At 64.9% G+C, this 16,336-nt stretch carries 19 protein-coding genes and 1 tRNA gene; 7 read left to right on the top strand and 13 right to left on the bottom strand.

The window, feature by feature from the left end; genetic code table 11:
- Nucleotides 1-7: 7 nt before the first annotated feature.
- Nucleotides 8-532: a DUF2239 family protein gene (locus LI72_RS15525; protein WP_033926841.1), complete on the top strand. Its 525-nt coding sequence runs from the start codon at nt 8-10 to the stop codon at nt 530-532.
- Between the two features lie 71 nt (nt 533-603).
- Here the strand turns inward: LI72_RS15525 and LI72_RS15520 are convergent.
- A tRNA-Leu gene (locus tag LI72_RS15520) sits at nt 604-690 on the bottom strand.
- 134 nt (nt 691-824) lie between these two features.
- On the bottom strand, nt 825-1,727 hold the full coding sequence (locus LI72_RS15515; protein WP_033926840.1) for an MJ0042-type zinc finger domain-containing protein: 903 nt from the start codon (nt 1,725-1,727) through the stop codon (nt 825-827).
- A 219-nt stretch (nt 1,728-1,946) separates the two neighbouring features.
- Here LI72_RS15515 and ftsE point away from each other — a divergent pair, with 219 nt between their 5' ends.
- The 4 genes from ftsE to LI72_RS15495 are packed head-to-tail and all read left to right on the top strand — an operon-like array spanning nt 1,947 to nt 4,832.
- On the top strand, nt 1,947-2,678 hold the full coding sequence (ftsE, locus tag LI72_RS15510) for a cell division ATP-binding protein FtsE (RefSeq protein ID WP_033926948.1): 732 nt from the start codon (nt 1,947-1,949) through the stop codon (nt 2,676-2,678).
- Nucleotides 2,678-3,574, top strand: coding sequence for a cell division protein FtsX (locus LI72_RS15505; protein WP_033926839.1), 897 nt, complete (start codon nt 2,678-2,680; stop codon nt 3,572-3,574). The genes ftsE and LI72_RS15505 overlap by 1 nt, the downstream gene beginning before the upstream one ends.
- Entirely contained in the window at nt 3,571-4,101 is a 531-nt protein-coding gene (locus LI72_RS15500; protein WP_033926838.1) for a YdcF family protein, read from the top strand. Before LI72_RS15505 ends, LI72_RS15500 begins: the two co-directional genes overlap by 4 nt.
- The gene (locus LI72_RS15495) at nt 4,101-4,832 is read left to right on the top strand and encodes a lysophospholipid acyltransferase family protein (protein ID WP_033926837.1); all 732 of its coding nucleotides are present in this window, start codon (nt 4,101-4,103) and stop codon (nt 4,830-4,832) included. Before LI72_RS15500 ends, LI72_RS15495 begins: the two co-directional genes overlap by 1 nt.
- Before the next feature lie 13 nt (nt 4,833-4,845).
- Here LI72_RS15495 and LI72_RS15490 read toward each other — a convergent pair whose 3' ends face one another.
- From LI72_RS15490 to LI72_RS15465, 6 genes are all read right to left on the bottom strand, one after another.
- A complete protein-coding gene (locus tag LI72_RS15490) occupies nt 4,846-5,820 on the bottom strand; it encodes a ParB/RepB/Spo0J family partition protein (protein WP_081985083.1) in 975 nt (324 codons plus the stop codon).
- Complete coding sequence (locus LI72_RS15485; RefSeq protein ID WP_033926836.1) at nt 5,820-6,605, bottom strand: ParA family protein; 786 nt, start codon at nt 6,603-6,605, stop codon at nt 5,820-5,822. The genes LI72_RS15490 and LI72_RS15485 overlap by 1 nt, the downstream gene beginning before the upstream one ends.
- Nucleotides 6,602-7,300 (bottom strand): 16S rRNA (guanine(527)-N(7))-methyltransferase RsmG, encoded by a 699-nt coding sequence (gene rsmG / locus LI72_RS15480; RefSeq protein WP_033926835.1) that lies wholly within the window; start codon nt 7,298-7,300, stop codon nt 6,602-6,604. The genes LI72_RS15485 and rsmG overlap by 4 nt, the downstream gene beginning before the upstream one ends.
- Entirely contained in the window at nt 7,300-9,150 is a 1,851-nt protein-coding gene (gene mnmG / locus LI72_RS15475) for a tRNA uridine-5-carboxymethylaminomethyl(34) synthesis enzyme MnmG (RefSeq protein ID WP_033926946.1), read from the bottom strand. The genes rsmG and mnmG overlap by 1 nt, the downstream gene beginning before the upstream one ends.
- Before the next feature lie 89 nt (nt 9,151-9,239).
- Nucleotides 9,240-10,541 (bottom strand): tRNA uridine-5-carboxymethylaminomethyl(34) synthesis GTPase MnmE, encoded by a 1,302-nt coding sequence (gene mnmE / locus LI72_RS15470; protein WP_033926834.1) that lies wholly within the window; start codon nt 10,539-10,541, stop codon nt 9,240-9,242.
- Between the two features lie 14 nt (nt 10,542-10,555).
- Nucleotides 10,556-10,810, bottom strand: coding sequence for a DUF6489 family protein (locus tag LI72_RS15465; RefSeq protein WP_033926833.1), 255 nt, complete (start codon nt 10,808-10,810; stop codon nt 10,556-10,558).
- A gap of 116 nt (nt 10,811-10,926) precedes the next feature.
- Here LI72_RS15465 and LI72_RS15460 point away from each other — a divergent pair, with 116 nt between their 5' ends.
- Entirely contained in the window at nt 10,927-11,637 is a 711-nt protein-coding gene (locus LI72_RS15460; RefSeq protein WP_033926945.1) for a dienelactone hydrolase family protein, read from the top strand.
- On the top strand, nt 11,634-12,032 hold the full coding sequence (locus LI72_RS15455) for a nuclear transport factor 2 family protein (protein ID WP_033926832.1): 399 nt from the start codon (nt 11,634-11,636) through the stop codon (nt 12,030-12,032). Before LI72_RS15460 ends, LI72_RS15455 begins: the two co-directional genes overlap by 4 nt.
- Nucleotides 12,033-12,080: 48 nt before the next feature.
- On the opposite strand, the gene LI72_RS15450 is transcribed toward LI72_RS15455, so the two are convergent.
- The 5 genes from LI72_RS15450 to LI72_RS15430 all read right to left on the bottom strand — a co-directional run bounded on the left by LI72_RS15450 (nt 12,081) and on the right by LI72_RS15430 (nt 16,282).
- The gene (locus LI72_RS15450; protein ID WP_156139640.1) at nt 12,081-12,341 is read right to left on the bottom strand and encodes a c-type cytochrome; all 261 of its coding nucleotides are present in this window, start codon (nt 12,339-12,341) and stop codon (nt 12,081-12,083) included.
- Between the two features lie 107 nt (nt 12,342-12,448).
- Nucleotides 12,449-13,417: a Vgb family protein gene (locus LI72_RS15445; protein ID WP_231562494.1), complete on the bottom strand. Its 969-nt coding sequence runs from the start codon at nt 13,415-13,417 to the stop codon at nt 12,449-12,451.
- A gap of 114 nt (nt 13,418-13,531) precedes the next feature.
- Nucleotides 13,532-14,203: a TerC family protein gene (locus LI72_RS15440; RefSeq protein ID WP_033926829.1), complete on the bottom strand. Its 672-nt coding sequence runs from the start codon at nt 14,201-14,203 to the stop codon at nt 13,532-13,534.
- A gap of 24 nt (nt 14,204-14,227) precedes the next feature.
- Complete coding sequence (gene rho / locus LI72_RS15435; RefSeq protein WP_033926828.1) at nt 14,228-15,484, bottom strand: transcription termination factor Rho; 1,257 nt, start codon at nt 15,482-15,484, stop codon at nt 14,228-14,230.
- 333 nt (nt 15,485-15,817) lie between these two features.
- Nucleotides 15,818-16,282: a CopD family protein gene (locus LI72_RS15430; protein WP_197051935.1), complete on the bottom strand. Its 465-nt coding sequence runs from the start codon at nt 16,280-16,282 to the stop codon at nt 15,818-15,820.
- Nucleotides 16,283-16,336: the final 54 nt, after the last annotated feature.

Raw genomic sequence — 16,336 nt, 5'->3', positions numbered from 1 at the left:
AAACCACATGTCGACGTTCACGGCCTTTTACGATGGGCAGCAGATTGCATCGGGTGAGCGCGCCGAGGTGGAACGGACAATCCGCGATTGGCTGTGCGCTCATGATGGCGCGGTCCTGGTGTTCGATGACCAGACCGGTCGGGTCACCGATCTCGACTATCGCGAGGTTGCGCCGCAGGGCGCTGGCCGCCCCAGGCTGGGGGTGAAGGCCCGCGAGGTCACACTGCTGCCGCGCCACTGGGAATGGTTGGCGCAGCAGCCTGGCGGGGCGTCGGCCGCGTTGCGGCGCCTTGTCGAGGAGGCCAGTCGGCGGGGGCAGACCGATCGCGAACGCATCGATGCGGCCTATCGCTTCATGCAGGCGGCCTGCGGCGATCTGCCGGGCTATGAGGAGGCCCTGCGCGCGCTCTATTCGGCCAGGCACAACGATCTTTTCGCGGTGGTCGAGCAATGGCCCGGTGACATGGCACGCTATGTCGGCAGGCTACTTGATCGCGAGGCGGACGGATCAGGAAACGCGCCGGACGCATAATGCATCGGCGCTGTCAGGGGTGGCTGGGAGGCGCGCCCTGAGGCGCGATCAGGCTGGCGTGCCTGAATGACTGGTGCGGTCAAGAAGACTCGAACTTCCACGGGCTTTCGCCCACAACGACCTCAACGTTGCGCGTCTACCAATTCCGCCATGACCGCACAGTCCAGCAATTCGCGAGGCAGAAACCGGGGACTGAGCCCCCCTGCCCGCGTGGCAGGCTGCGCCATTAGCAAAGCGGCAGGCCCATAGCAACAAGCGATTATCGATGGCGGGACAACGCCCGGCGGCCGGATCAGCGGCGCTTGGCCCAGGCAATCTCGGCGGATGTGGCAGAGCGCGGGACATCGACCATCGCCTGGCGGAAATCGGCCTTCTGCCCCGGCTCCAGCCGATCGACCGGCGGGTTGATGATCCAGTTGAACACCACCCGGTTCTGCGCGTCCCGCAGCACCACCAGCATCGGCGGCACATCCTGCGCACGCTGGCTGAGGTTGCGGATCGTCCCCGAAGCGCTGAAATATTCGGTGCCGTTGGGCAACGTGCGCCGTTCCTGCTTGTCGGGCGGGAAATCGATCTTCAGATCGGGCTCCACTTCGGCAAAGGGCAGGCTGTAATCGGTGATGAAACCGGGCAGGCCGAAGGTCTGGATCGCCACCGCCGCGCCCGATGCGACCACGGCAAAGGCTATGGCGCCGATCATCCAGTATTTCGCGGGGTTGCGGCGTGGCCGGAAGGGCGGTTCGTGGCTGAAGCTGCTGGGCCGGTCGGCCAGGGATTCATCGGCATAGCTGGCCACGATCGGGCGGCTGCCCGGCGCAGGGCGCGGCAGCGGCGGCAGATCCGGCGCGGCGCTGCCATCGTTGCCAGTATCGGTATCCGGCGATGCTGCGACAACCGGTGCCGCGACCGGTGGCGGCGATGCTGCCGGCGCAGGGGCGGGAGCGGGGGCAGCAGCGGCTGTGGCTGCCGGCACCGAGGAGGGGGATGGCGTGGGCGCCGGGTCCTGCACGGCCTGGGGTGCAGGCTGGGCCGCGGGTTCCGCGAGCACCGGATCGGCTGGCGGCGGCGGCAATTCCGGCCCGTGCTGGAACCAGCTATGGCCGCACTTGGCGCACCGCACCGATCGGCCATCGAGCCCAATGGCACTGTCCGGGACCGCATAGCGGGTGTTGCACGCGGGGCACGCAATAATCATGGCGTTTCTAACCACGCCGGGCGAATCGCCGCAAGGGGCTTACAAGCCTCGTCACGGCATGCCCGCCCTTTTTCCACCACTGTTTGCGCGCTATGGCGTTTTTTCAACGGCTTGGGATCAAGGGAGGCAGAGCGCACATGGCACAGCACGGCGCGATGCGCATTCCGATTGCCTGTCTGCCCCGCGGCGCGCTATCGCCGCAGCATGAGCGGCGCCAGCATGGATAGCATCGTCCAGTTCGAGAATGTCGGGCTGCGCTATGGCACCGGGCCAGAGGCGCTTTCCGACCTGTCGTTCACGCTGTTTTCCGGCCAGTTCTACTTTCTGACCGGACCGTCAGGCGCGGGAAAATCGTCGCTGCTGCGGCTTTTGTACCTGGCGCAGCGCCCCAGCCGGGGGCTTGTCCGGCTGTTCGGCAGCGACCTCATGACGCTGGATCGCGAGCGTCTGCCTGGCTTTCGCCGCCGGATTGGCGTGGTATTCCAGGACTTCCGGCTGGTGCCGCACCTTTCGGCCTTCGACAACATTGCCCTGCCCTTGCGCATCGCGGGCATGCGCGATGCCGACATCACCACCCCGGTGCGCGAGATTCTCGACTGGGTCGGGCTCAATGCCCGCGGCGATGCGTTGCCCGCCACGCTTTCGGGCGGCGAGCAGCAGCGCGTGGCGATTGCGCGTGCAGTGATCACCCGGCCCGATATCCTGGTCGCCGACGAGCCAACCGGCAATGTCGATCCCGACATGGCGGTCAAGCTGCTGCGATTGTTCGAGGCGCTGAACCGGATGGGCACGACGATCATCGTTGCCACCCACGACATCCATCTGATGACCCGGATCAAGCGCGCGCAGATGATGCGGCTGGAGGCCGGGCGCCTGTCCGACCCCACCGGCGCGCTGCGCTATCCGCCCCGCCCCGCAGACCTCACCGGCTGGGTGGGCGAGCAAGGCTGATGTTGGGCTCGTTTTTCCCCACCGGCCATGATCGCCGGCTGATCCCGCAGGCGCGGCTGACGGGCCCGATGCCGTGGGTGATCGCGGTCATGCTGTTCCTGACCCTGCTGGCGACCGCAGCCGCGCTGGCGCTGGGCAGCGCCGCGCAGCAGATCAACGCCGATCTGGCCGGACGCGCCACCGTACAGATCGTCAACGCCGATCCGCAGGCGCGCCAGCGCCAGGCCGTGGCGGCCGAAGCGGTCCTGCGCTCCGATAAATCGGTGGCCGTGGTGACTCAGGTGAGCGAAGCTGAGGTTCGCAATCTGCTTGCCCCCTGGCTCGGAAGCGGCGCGGTGAGCGACGACATCCCCCTGCCCGCGCTGATCGATGTCGATTTTGCCGGCAAGGCCGATGCGGCGGTGCTCGCCCGGTTGCGCCAGGCGCTGCGCGGCGCGGCGCCCGATGCGCGGATCGACGCGCATGGCCAGTGGCTGCGCCCGGTGTTCGAACTGATCGCGACACTGCGCTGGCTGGCGATCGGTCTGGTGGCGATGCTCGCGCTCGCCAGCATCGCCTCGGTCATGCTGTCGGCGCGCAGCAGCTTCGCCGCGCATGCCGAAACCATCGATATCATGCATCTGCTGGGCAGCACGCATCAGCAGATTGCGCGGCTGTTCCAGCGGCGGATCGCACTCGACGCTGCCTTGGGCGGTCTGATCGGCTGCCTGCTTGCCGCGCCGGTGCTGTGGCTGCTCGGCCATACCGCAGCGCGGCTCGATTCCGGGCTGGTGGCCGCCGGGTCTTTCGGTCCGCTCGACTGGCTGCTGCTTGCAACCGTGCCGATTGCCGGTATTGCGCTGGCAGTGTTCACCGCGCGCGTCACCGTCCTGCGCGCGCTCAGGAAGAAATTGTGATCGTCCGCATTTTGTCATCGGTACTGCTGGCCTGGATCCTGGGCTTTGCCTGGTTTGCGATCCTGCTGCCGCAACCCCTGGGCGACCAGAAGACCGACGCCGTGGTCGTGCCGACCGGCGGCCCGCTGCGCATCGATCGCGGCCTGGAAGCCCTGCGCAACAAATGGGCCGACCGGATGCTCATTTCCGGCGTGGATCGCGATGTCCGCCCGGCCGAGCTCAGCGCGCAATATCCGGGCTCTGTCGCGCTATTTGACTGCTGTGTCGACCTGGGCTTTCGCGCCTATGACACGCGCTCGAACGGACTGGAAACCGCGCGCTGGGCCAAGCAGCGCAAGATCGGTTCGGTCAGGCTGGTCACCACCGACTGGCACATGCGCCGTGCCGAATACGAGCTGCGGCGGTCGCTGCCCGAAGGCATCCTGATCTATACCGATGCCGTGGCGAGCAAGCCCGGCCTGATGACGCTGTGGCGCGAGTACAACAAGCTGGTGCTGCGCTGGCTGGCAGGGCTGTTCGGGGTGTGATGGCAGTGTTGCAGACCCTTCTGGCCGTGTTCCGGTCGATCCTGTTCACGATCGCCTTTTACGGTGGATCGGTGCCGATCGTGATCGTCGCGTTCATCGTGCTGCCCTTCTCACGCCACCGGTTGCAGGGCATGGCGCGCGGATGGGGCATGTACCATTACTGGTGCGCATGGGCGTTCCTCGGCATCCGCGTCCGCATCGAAGGGCCGCTGCCGCAGGGCCAGGTGCTCTACGCGATCAAGCACGAAAGCTTCTTCGAGACGATCGAATTGCTGCGCATCTTCAACCGGCCCGCGGTCGTCGCCAAGATCGAACTGTCGCGGATCCCGTTGTGGAGCCAGATCGCGCGCACCTATGGCATGATCTTCATCGATCGCGCGGGCGGCGCGGTTGCGCTGCGCAACATGATGACCGAGGTGCGCCGCTTTGTTGCGGAGGGTCGCTCGATCGTGATCTATCCCGAAGGCACCAGCACCCCGCCGGGCGAGCAGCCGCCGCTGCAGGCGGGCTTTGCCGGGCTGTACAAGCTGGCCAAGCTGCCGGTGGTGCCGATTGCGCTTGCCACCGGGCACCTCTATCCCCGCCGCGGGTTCATCAAGCGGCCCGGCACCGTCATCTACCGTTTTGGCGAGGTGATACCTGCAGGGCTTCCGCGCGAGGAGATCGAGGCCCGGGTGCACGCCGCGATCAACGTGCTGAACGATCCGGCACGCCTCGAAAACTCGAACTAATTATTTGATATAACTAGATAATCTCGCCGGACAGGCGCTGGCAGATCAGGTCGAGCTGGTCGAGATTGCCATAGCGCACCGTCACGCTGCCGCTGCGCTGATTGGCCTCTGCGGTAATCTTGACCTTGAGGCCCAGCAAATCCTCCAGATGCCGCTCGACCGCTGCGATATCGGCATTGCTCGCCGAATCTCCGCCCGCTGGCCGGGCGCGTGCGGGGCCTTCCGGCTTGCCCGAACCCTCGCTGCGCGCGCGGCGCACCAGCTTTTCGACTTCGCGCACCGAAAGCCCGCGATCCACCACCTCGGCCGCGATGCTCTCGGCATCGGCGACGTTGATCAGGGCTCGGGCGTGGCCCATGCTGAGGCTGCGATCAGCGACCATCTTGAGCACCGGCTGCGGCAGCGCGAGCAAGCGCATCAGGTTGGCAATATGGCTGCGCGACTTGTCGACCATCCGCGCGACCTCGACCGGCGAATAGCCCTGATCCCCCACCAGCCGCTGATAGGCCTCGGCCTCTTCGACCGGGTTCAGATCCTCGCGCTGGATATTCTCGATCAGCGCCAGGGCAAAGGTATCGGGATCGCTCAGTTCGCGGATGATGGCGGGGATCTCGTGCAGACGGGCACGCTGCGCCGCCCGCCAGCGGCGTTCGCCCGCAACGAGCTCATAGCCGCCACCCTTGCGCGGGCGCACGATCACCGGCTGGATCACCCCACGCTGCGAGATCGACCGCGCGAGATCGTCGAGCGCTTCTTCGTCAAAATAGCGGCGCGGCTGGCCCGGGTGCGGGCGAATGTCGGCAAGCGGCAGAGAGCGCAATCCGGTAACGGCACCTGCCGGCGCTTCGCTGCCTGCCTCGCGCCGGACCAAAGGCTCCTCGCGGCCCGCCTCACCCAGCAGCGCGTTCAGCCCACGCCCGAGCCCTGTCGGTCGCTTGCGGCCGATCGCCTTGGCCATGTCGGGCAGATCGCTGGGGTCCTGGGCCATCAGGCGGCTTCCTCTTCCATACGGGGCATGCGGGAAATGAACTCGCGGGCAAGCGCGATATAGGCTTCGGACCCGACGCAGCGGTGATCGTAGATCAGCGCCGGCATGCCGTGGCTGGGCGCCTCGGACAGGCGGACGTTGCGCGGGATGACCGTATCGAACACCAGCTTGCCCAAGACAGCCCGGACATCGTCCGACACCTGATCGGTCAGCCGGTTCCGCCGGTCGTACATTGTCAGGACCACGCCAATGATCGAAAGGTCGGGGTTGAAGCGCTGCTGCACCCGCTCGACGGTCTGCAGCAACTGGCTCAGCCCTTCCAAGGCAAAGAACTCGCACTGCAGCGGCACCAGCACCTGATCGGTCGCGACCAGAGCATTGAGCGTGAGCAAACCGAGCGATGGCGGGCAATCGATCAGGCACACCTGCCAGCGCCCCGGCGGCGCACCGTCCATGGGCGTCTTGAGACGATGGGTGCGGTGCTCGAGATCGACCATCTCGATCTCGGCACCCGACAGGTCGACCGTGGCTGGCACGATATCCAGCCCCGGTATCTGTGTCGGCACGCAGCATTGCGCCAGCGAGCAACTGTCGGTCAGCAGATCGTAGCTCGAATATTCGCGATCGTTGCGCGCGATGCCCAACCCCGTCGAGGCATTTCCCTGCGGGTCGAGATCGATGAGCAGCACAGACAACCCGGTCGCGGCGAGCGCGGTGGCCAGGTTGATCGCGGTCGTGGTCTTGCCCACCCCACCCTTCTGATTCGCAATCGCGATGCGGATCATGATCTGCTCCTGTGTCGGCGTGTCGGCCGATGGCGTGCTGGTTGTGGCCTTGCGAGCGGTGTTGCGCGACCAGTTCCGACTAAAATCGCCGCATCGGGATCGGTCAGGCTCTGTTCCACGTGAAACACATGCTGCCATGCTGATGACACGCTTTCCAGTTCTGCGCGCGCATTTCGTCCCTTGGGCAGCAACCAGCGCGTCTTTTCTGTGGAAAAGCGCTCGGCGCCCTCGATCAGGCGGGGCAAGGGGGCAAATGCCCGCGCCGAGATATAATCGGCTGCGACCGTTTCGACGCGATCCAGCGCCGCGCCCGCCACCGTCACCCGATCCTCAAGCCCAAGATGCGCAATGGCGCGCTCGAGATAGGCAATCCGAAGCGCGCGCGATTCGACCAGCATCACCCGGCAAGGGGCCATCAGCGCGATGACCAGCCCCGGAAAGCCTGCTCCGCTCCCCAGATCGATCCACAGCTCATCGGCTTGCGGCGCGGCAAAGCGCAGCAGCTGCGCGCTGTCCAGAATATGGCGCTGCCACATCATCGCCAAGGTGGAGGCCGAGACGAGATTCTGATGCTTGGCCTCGTCGGCGACGAACGCCACCAGCTGATCGAGCGCGGCCATTGTTTCACGTGAAACACCGGGCTGCGCGGCGATCCAGGCGCGGCCACCGTCTTCGCTATCGATGATGTCGGTCATCAGGCGGCGCGCTTGCGGGCATGAACCAGGATCGCCGCCAGAGCCGCCGGAGTCACACCGCGTACCCGCCCGGCCTCGGCAAGCGTTTCGGGCTGCGCCAGCGAAAGCCGCTCGACCATCTCGTTCGACAGGCCTGTGATGGCGCGGTAATCGATGGCACCGCCCAGCACGACCCGCTCGTTGGCGCGCAGGTCACGCAGCTCGGCATCCTGGCGGGCAAGATAGGGCGCATAGACCGCATCCTCTTCGATCTCTGCGCGCAGGTCATCGTCCATGCCATCCAGCGCCTCTCCAACCAGCGGCGCGATCGATTCGAGCGAAATCGCCGGGAAGCGCAGCCAGTCGTAAAGGCTCTGCCGACTGCCATCGGCCTTAACCGGCAGACCCAGTGCAGCGAGGTCCGCACAGCTCGCCTGCAGTTCGAGAGCCGATGTCAGCCGTGCCTTGTCTGCCTGCCTCTGTTCGAACCACGCTTGCCGCTCTGCACCAACCGCGCGATTGCCAATGGCCATCGCGGTCAATCGATCCGACGCGTTGTTGGCGCGCAGCCTCAGCCGATACTCGGCGCGCGCGGTAAGCATGCGATACGGCTCGGTCACCCCCTGCAGCACCAGATCGTCGATCATGACCGCCAGATAGCTGCTGGCCCGGTCGGGCAATGCAATCTCGCATCCCAGAACAGCGCCGGCAGCGGCCATGCCCGCGACCAGGCCTTGCGCGGCCGCTTCCTCGTACCCGGTGGTGCCATTGATCTGCCCTGCGCAATACAGGCCGGGAATCGCGCGCACCTCGAGCCGGTGGTCGAGCGCGCGCGGATCGATATGGTCATATTCCACCGCATAGCCCGGCACGACGATGTCGGCGCGCTCCAGCCCCGCCATCGAACGGACGAAGGCCAGCTGCACATCGGTGGGCAACGAGGTCGAGATACCGTTGGGATAGACCAGAGGCGTATCCAGACCTTCGGGCTCCAGAAACACCTGATGGCCATCGCGATCCCCGAAGCGGTGGATCTTGTCCTCGATCGACGGGCAATAGCGCGGACCCTGCGCGCCGATCGCACCGCTGAACAAGGGCGACCGATCGAGGTTTGCGCGAATGATATCGTGGGTCTGCTGGCTGGTTCTGGTCATCGCGCAGAACAGCTGCGGAACAGTGCGGCGCTCGGTCAGCGGCGACATCGTCCAGCCTTCGGCATCGCTTGGCTGCTCGTCGAGCCTGGCCCAATCGATCGTTCGGCCATCGATGCGCGGCGGCGTGCCGGTCTTGAGCCGCGCCATCGGCAGTTCGGCTGCGCGCAGCTGCTGGGCCAAGCGGCTCGCACCGGGCTCGCCGATACGTCCGCCTTCCAGCCGCTCCTCGCCGCGGAACAGCCGTCCGCCCAAGAAGGTACCCGTCGCCAGAACGACCGCGCCCGCTGCGATCGCACTGCCATCGGCCAGATCGACCCCCGTGATGGCACCCCCCGTCAGCCGCAGCGCCGCCACTTCGCCTTCGATGATCGACAGGTTCGGCTGCGCCGCCAGCATGGTCCGCACCGCTGCCTTGTACAGCTTGCGATCAGCCTGCACGCGCGGTCCCTGCACGGCACTGCCCTTCGAGCTGTTGAGCATGCGATAGTGGATCGCGGCCGCATCCGCGGCACGTGCGATCAGCCCGTCGAAGGCATCGACCTCGCGCACCAGATGCCCCTTGCCGAGGCCACCGATCGCGGGGTTGCACGACATCGCGCCGATCGCCTCGCGCGTGAAGCTGACCAGAGCGACGCGCGCGCCCATCCGGGCGGCCACGGCCGCTGCCTCGCATCCGGCATGACCGCCGCCGACAACCAGAACATCAAATTGCTGCATGCACGCGCCCATAGCGCAATTGCCGGATTCGGTCGAGAGGTTGGTCGCTCGGTTCGGCCGCTCCTGTCCTGCCTCCACGGAGACCAAGACTATTTGCCGATGCAGAACGCTCCGAACAAGGCATCGAGCATGTCCTCGACATGCGTCCGGCCCAACAACTGATCCAGCGCCAGACGCGCCAGGCGAAGCGATTCCGCCCGCAGCAATGGATCGTCCATGGCTACTGCCTGATCGACGGCGTCGGCGCACTGCACCAGCAAAGCATGCTGGCGAGCGTTTAACGCGACCTCGCCTGCACCGGGCAGCAATGTCCGGGCGGTGATCACAAGATCATCGATCAGCGCCTGCAGCCCTTCCCCCGTCTGCGCCGACACACGCTGCCGGGCCGAGCGCTTTGTTTCACGTGAAACACCTTGGCGATCGATCTGAGTCTCAATCTCCCACAGCGCCGGATGTTCGGGCCCCTCACCTTCGGGCCCCAGCCACAGAACGATATCCGCTCCGGCCATGGCTGTGCGGGCCCGTTCGATACCGATGGTTTCGATCGCCTCGGCGCCCTCGTCGCGAAGTCCCGCGGTATCGGTGAGCACGAACGGCACGCCCTGCAGCGCCACCGGCGCCTCGATCACGTCGCGCGTCGTCCCCGCGATATCCGATACGATCGCCGCCTCGCGCTGGAGCAAGGCGTTGAGCAAGGTCGACTTGCCGCTATTGGGTGGGCCGGCCAGCACCACGCGGATGCCATCACGCAGACGCTCGGCGCGGGGCCGGGCCAGCGCCGCGCGGATGTCCGCAGCCAGCGCATTTGCCCCCTGCCCCACCATGTCCGCGACATCGGCATCGACATCGTCTTCGTCCGAAAAATCGAGATCGGCCTCGACCAGGGCAGACAGGCGCAACACATCATGGCGCCAGGTTTCCACCTGGCGCGAGAGATGGCCGCTCGCCATGCGGATCGCCGCGACCCTTTGCGCTTCGGTTTCGGCAAACAGCAGATCGGAAAGCCCCTCGGCTTCGGCGAGATCGATCCGCCCGTTCTGAAAGGCGCGGCGGGTGAATTCACCCGGCTCGGCCAGGCGCAATCCGGGCAGCGCTGCCAGCGCCGCCTCGACAGCGCGGACAACGGCCCTGCCGCCGTGCAGATGCAGTTCGCCCAGATCCTCGCCGGTCGCGGTATGAGGACCTGGAAACCACAGCACGACACCCCGGTCGAGGAGGTCGCCCGTTTCGGGGTGACGCAGGCTGCGCAAGGAGGCGCGGCGCGGCGCTGGCAACGCGCCGCACAAGGCTTGCAGCGCAGGACCTGCCCGCACACCACTGATACGGATGATGGCCAAGGCGGCGGGCGGCGCGCCGCTCGACAGCGCGTAGATCGTTTCGCCCGCCTGCATGGTTCAGGGAAGGATCAGTCCGACGACTTGGGCTTACCGCTGGCGCCCGAAGCCGCGGCGTCCATGATCTGCTGAAAGAAGCGCAGACCCATCTCGCCCATCGGCGCGATGTTCTTTGCAATATTCTGGAGCTGGTCGACGTTGCTGGTGCCCTTCATCGCATTGACGACACCGTCGACATAGGTGCGGTTGACATCGGACACGTCGGGCAGCCCCATGAAGCGGCGCATTTCTTCGGGGGAGCAATCGACTTCGATATTCACTTTCATGGCATTCTACCTTGTTGCAGCGCAAAGGCCCCCAAGCCCCAGTTTTACGCTTATCTGCAGTGGCAAAGTGGGTATAAATGCGCGCCAAAGCAATCGAATTGATGATGGAGAGCAAAATGGGTTCGACGCACAGCATTCAGACCTTCGACCACGACGCCAGCTTCAACGCCTATGTGGCAGAACCTGAAGGCACCCCCAAGGCCGCGATCATCGTCATCCAGGAGATCTTCGGGGTCAACGAAGGCATCCGCCGCAAGTGCGATGGCTGGGCGGCGCAGGGCTATCTGGCGGTAGCGCCCGACCTGTTTTGGCGGATCAAGCCGGGAATCGAACTCGATGCCGATGTCGAAGCCGAGCTGCAGGAAGCGTTCGGCTATTTCGGCCAGTACGATCCCAATGACGGGGTCAAGGATATCGAAGCAACCATCCGCGCGATCCGCGCTGGCGTCGGCGGGCTGAGCGGCGTCGCCAAGGTCGGCGCGGTCGGTTACTGCCTGGGCGGCAAGTTGGCCTATATGGTCGCAGCCCGCACCGATGTGGATGCCAGCGTCGGCTATTACGGCGTGATGATCGACCAGATGCTCGACGAATCGCATTCCATCGCCAACCCGCTGATGCTGCACATCCCGACGGCCGATCATCTGGTGGGTCCCGAGGCGCAGGCCGCAGTGCACGCCGGGCTTGATGACCACCCCCGCGTGACGCTGCACGATTATGAAGGGCTCGACCACGGCTTTGCCGCAGAAATGGGCAACCGCCGTGACGAGGCCGGCGCGCAACTCGCTGACGGTCGCACCGCTGCCTTCTTCGCAGAGCATCTTGCATGAGCGCGGCGCACGCAGGCGTGGCTGCCTGGCATGATTATATGCATGGCGGCTCGACCCCCGAAAAGCTGGGCGCGATGCTCGCGAACGACGCGGTATTCCACTCGCCCGTTGTCCACACCCCGCAGGAGGGCAAGGCCAAGGTCTTCGCCTATCTCCACGCTGCAGCGCATGTGCTCGGCAACGACAGCTTCCACTATGTCCGCGAGATCGTGGACGGCGATACCGCGATGCTCGAGTTCGCGCTGGTGCTCGATGGCATCCAGGTCAACGGCGTCGACATCATCCGCTGGAACGACGCGGGCCAGATCGAGGACTTCAAGGTCATGGTCCGCCCGATGAAGGCGATGAACAAGGTCTGGGAAAAGATGGGCGAGATGCTGGCCAAGGCGGGCTGAGCGTGGGATCGCGCATGCGCTGCGACCGATCCGGTTGAACCGGATCGGTTACCTGCCATCCAGGATATACGCGACGATCGCCGCTCGCTCCCTTGCATCCTTCAATCCGAAGAACCCCATCTGGTTCCCCGGTGCGACGGCGTCCGGATCGGTCAGGAAGCGGTCGAGCAGTTGCGGCGTCCAGCGCGGGTTGCTTGCTGCGAAATCCTTGAAAGCCTTGGAATAATCGAAGTTAGCATCGCCAGCGACCGAACGCGCACCCAGCCTGTGCAGATTGGGCCCGCTCAGCCCCTTGTCACCCCTGGCCACCGAATGACAGCTGTAGCAGCGCTGAAATGCGCGTTCACCGCTCTGGTTCGTTGCTTGCGCAAGGGCAGGTGCGGAAAGCAGCAGCGACGCCAAACCAAGCCAGCGGATCATTGTACGTCCGTACGGATGACCATCAGCCGCTCGGTGCCCGATTCGGGCAGGAACACTTCGCCTTTCCGTCCGAGAATCTGGCGGACGTTCGCCCCCTCGCCGCTGCCGGGATAGCGCGCGGTGAACGTCTGCGTTTTCGGATCGAAGACGCGGGTGGAATTGTCCCCGAAATCGCTGACCCACACCTTGTCGCGCTCGTCGACATAGACCGCATAGGCCTTGGGCGCGTCGCCGGGCAGCTTCCAGGTCTTCCAGCTCTTGGTCGACGGGCGGTAGCGATAGAGTTCGCCGCTGTTCCAGCCGGTGATCCACAGATCGCCCTTGCTGTCCGCCCAGACCCGGCGCAGCCCGGCGCCGGGCGTCGGTGGCTCGATCACGCTGATCTGGCCGCTCGCGCTGTCGATCCGCGCCAGATGGCTGCCGGCGAGCGACACATACCAGACGGTACCATCGGGCGCAGTGGCGATGCCATAGGGTCCACGCCCCTTGGGGTCCTTCCACACATCCAGCTTGCCGGTGGCGGCGTCGATGCGGCCATAGATGCCGTTCTGGCCGGTGAACCAGTGCACGCCCTGGCCGTCAAATGCGCCGGTGTTGAGATTGGTATAACCAGTGTCCGCCGGCAGCGCCCAACGGTCGATCTTGCCGTTGGCGGGGTTGTAGCGGACAATCGCGTTCTGCCCGCCATCGGTGATCCAGGCCATGCCGTCCGGCCCCTGGATGACGCCATGCGGCGCCGATTCCGGCCCCAGCGGGACCTGCACGACCTGGCCGCTCACGGGATCGAGGATGCCCAGCGCTCCCTGGCGCTGCGCAGTGTACCAGATCTTGCCATCGGGTGCGGGCGCAACGTCGTGCGGGCGCGATCCCTTGGGCAGTTCGAACAGCTGGATGTTGCGGCCGATTTCAGCGGATGCGGCGATTTGCGCGCGTTCCTTTGCCGAGGCAGGAAGGGTTGTGGCCATGGTCAAGCCCATGGCGATCCAGAACAGCCGTTTCATGCAAAAATCCTCCCATGCGGTGCCGTGATCCTATCAGGGATCGAACACCGGATGGGAGGAAATGTTGCGCGAAAAGACTTAGCTGAACAACGTCACCACCCCGACACCGGGATCGACAAAGCCGTCGTAGATCATCTTGCCGGCGACATAGAGGATCACGGCGAGGCCGATATAGGCGATCCAGCGATAACGCTCGATGTACTTGGCGATGAAGTTCGCAGCGATGCCCATCAGCGCGACCGAGAGGATCAGGCCGACGATCAGGATGCCGGGATGCTCGCGCGCTGCGCCGGCAACGGCGAGCACGTTGTCGAGGCTCATGCTGACGTCGGCGACAGCCACCGCCCAGGCGGCTGCGGCAAAGCTCTTGGCAGGCTTGACCCCGCTATGCTCGTCCCCCTCGATTTCGGGGGATCCGCCCGATGCGCCCGCCGGCTGGAGTTCGCGGTACATTTTCCACGAAACCCACAGCAGCAAAAGGCCGCCGGCGAAAATGAGGCCGACGATCTGCATCAGCTGGGTGACGACCAGCGCGAACGCGATGCGCAGCACCAGAGCGGCGATGATGCCGATCATGATCACCTTGCGGCGCTGATCGGCAGGCAGGCCCGCCGCCAGCGCGCCCACGACAATGGCATTGTCGCCCGCCAGCAGCACGTCGATCATCAACACCTGGCCAAAGGCTGCCAGCGCAGCCGGAGAGCCGATATTGGCAAAATCGTTTACGATGTGATTCCACAGTTCCATCATGTCAGGTGTCGCAGCCCTTCAGGATTACTGGTTCATGGAGTCGAAGAAGTCTTCGTTGGTCTTCGAATCCTTCATCTTGTCGAGCAGGAACTCCATCGCGTCGATGGTGCCCATCTGCATGAGGATGCGGCGCAGCACCCACATCTTCGACAGGATATCCTTCTCCACCAGCAGTTCCTCCTTGCGGGTGCCGGACTTTCCGACATCCAGTGCAGGGAAGATACGCTTGTCGGCGACCTTGCGATCCAGAACGATTTCGCTGTTGCCGGTGCCCTTGAACTCTTCGAAGATCACTTCGTCCATGCGGCTGCCGGTATCGATCAGCGCGGTGGCGATGATCGAGAGCGAACCACCTTCCTCGATGTTGCGCGCAGCACCGAAGAAGCGCTTGGGACGCTGCAGCGCATTGGCGTCGACACCGCCGGTCAGCACCTTGCCCGACGAGGGGACAACGGTGTTGTAGGCACGGCCCAGACGCGTGATCGAATCGAGCAGGATGACGACATCCTTCTTGTGCTCGACCAGACGCTTGGCCTTTTCGATCACCATTTCGGCAACCTGGACGTGGCGCTGTGCAGGCTCGTCAAAGGTCGAGGAAATGACCTCGCCCTTCACGCTGCGCTGCATGTCGGTGACTTCTTCCGGGCGCTCGTCGATCAGCAGCACGATCAGGAAGACTTCGGGATGGTTGTCGGTGATCGCCTTGGCGATGTTCTGCAGCAGAACCGTCTTACCCACGCGCGGCGGCGCGACGATCAGCGCGCGCTGGCCCTTGCCCTGCGGCGAAACGATGTCGATGACGCGCGCCGACTTGTCCTTGACGGTCGGGTCGAGCGTGTCGAGGCGCAGCTTCTCGTCAGGATAGAGCGGGGTCAGGTTGTCGAAATTGACGCGGTGACGCACGACATCGGGATCGTCGAAATTGACCGCGGTCAGCTTGGTCAGCGCGAAATAGCGCTCGCCATCGCGCGGCGCGCGGATCTCGCCTTCGACCGTGTCACCGGTGCGCAGGCCGAAGCGGCGCACCTGGTTGGGGGAGACGTAGATGTCGTCGGGCCCGGCGAGATAATTCGCCTCGGGACTGCGCAGAAAACCGAAACCATCGGACAGCACCTCGATGGTGCCCAGACCCATGATCTGCTCGCCGTCTTCGGCCAGTTCCTTGAGGATCGCGAACATCAGGTCCTGGCGGCGGAGCGTCGATGCGCTCTCGACGCCCAGCTCCTCTGCCATGGTGACGAGTTCGGCGGGGGTTTTCTGCTTGAGTTCTTTAAGGTGCATGGGGTGCAGGAATCCGTGATGTGGGTGCCGCAAAAATTCAAAACGGCAGGTATGGGAAGATGTTCGAAAGCGCCCGACCGGTAATCCGGCCAATAGGAAATGGGTCGTCGAAAGGTCCCGGACGGGACGCAAGCGAGATAAGCCCCGGCTTGGGCAAAGTCAATCCGCGCTGCGATGGGGTGAGTGGGGGGCTCCTGGCTTAGTAAACCTCCGCTCACCCTGAGCAGCGGGCGCAGCCCGCGTCGTCGAAGGGCCCGCTAAACCGATAGCGTGGGCGCGGGGCCTTCGACAGGCTCAGGCTGAGCGGATGTGGTTAGGCCAAAAACGCCGCCGTCAGAAAGGCTTCACGATCACCAGAATGACGATGACAGCCGCGGCAATGCCGGGCACTTCGTTGATCAGCCGCAGCTGCTTGCCGGTCAGCTTGCGCTCGCCCCTGGCGAGCTTGCGCGCATAGCCGATCATCCAGCCGTGATAGCCGCTGAGCAGGAGCACGAACAACAGCTTGGCGTGCATCCAGCCCGAGGTCCACCAGCCGCCCTGCGTCGCCAGGATCAGCCCCAGCACCCACACGATGATCATCGAAGGGTTGAGGATGATCGTCTTGAGCTTGGACTCGCGGTCGATCCAGCGGGTCGCCTCTTCCGATCCATGCTCGGCCTCCTGATGATAGACCAGGAAGCGCGGCATCATGAACAGGCCCGCCATCCAGAAGATGACGAAGATGAGGTGCGCCGCTTTGAGCCAGAGATAGAGCATTGAGAAAACGTAATCCGCTGTCAGGAGGAGCTCGTTCATGGTGCCAGGCCGTGTGTACGGGCAGCCTGGGCCGCCCGCTGGTGTGGCAGCGCG

It is taken from the genome of Sphingomonas sp. 35-24ZXX, assembly GCF_000786215.1.
Lineage (GTDB): Bacteria > Pseudomonadota > Alphaproteobacteria > Sphingomonadales > Sphingomonadaceae > Blastomonas.
This window is presented reverse-complemented; position numbering and strand designations above follow the sequence as displayed.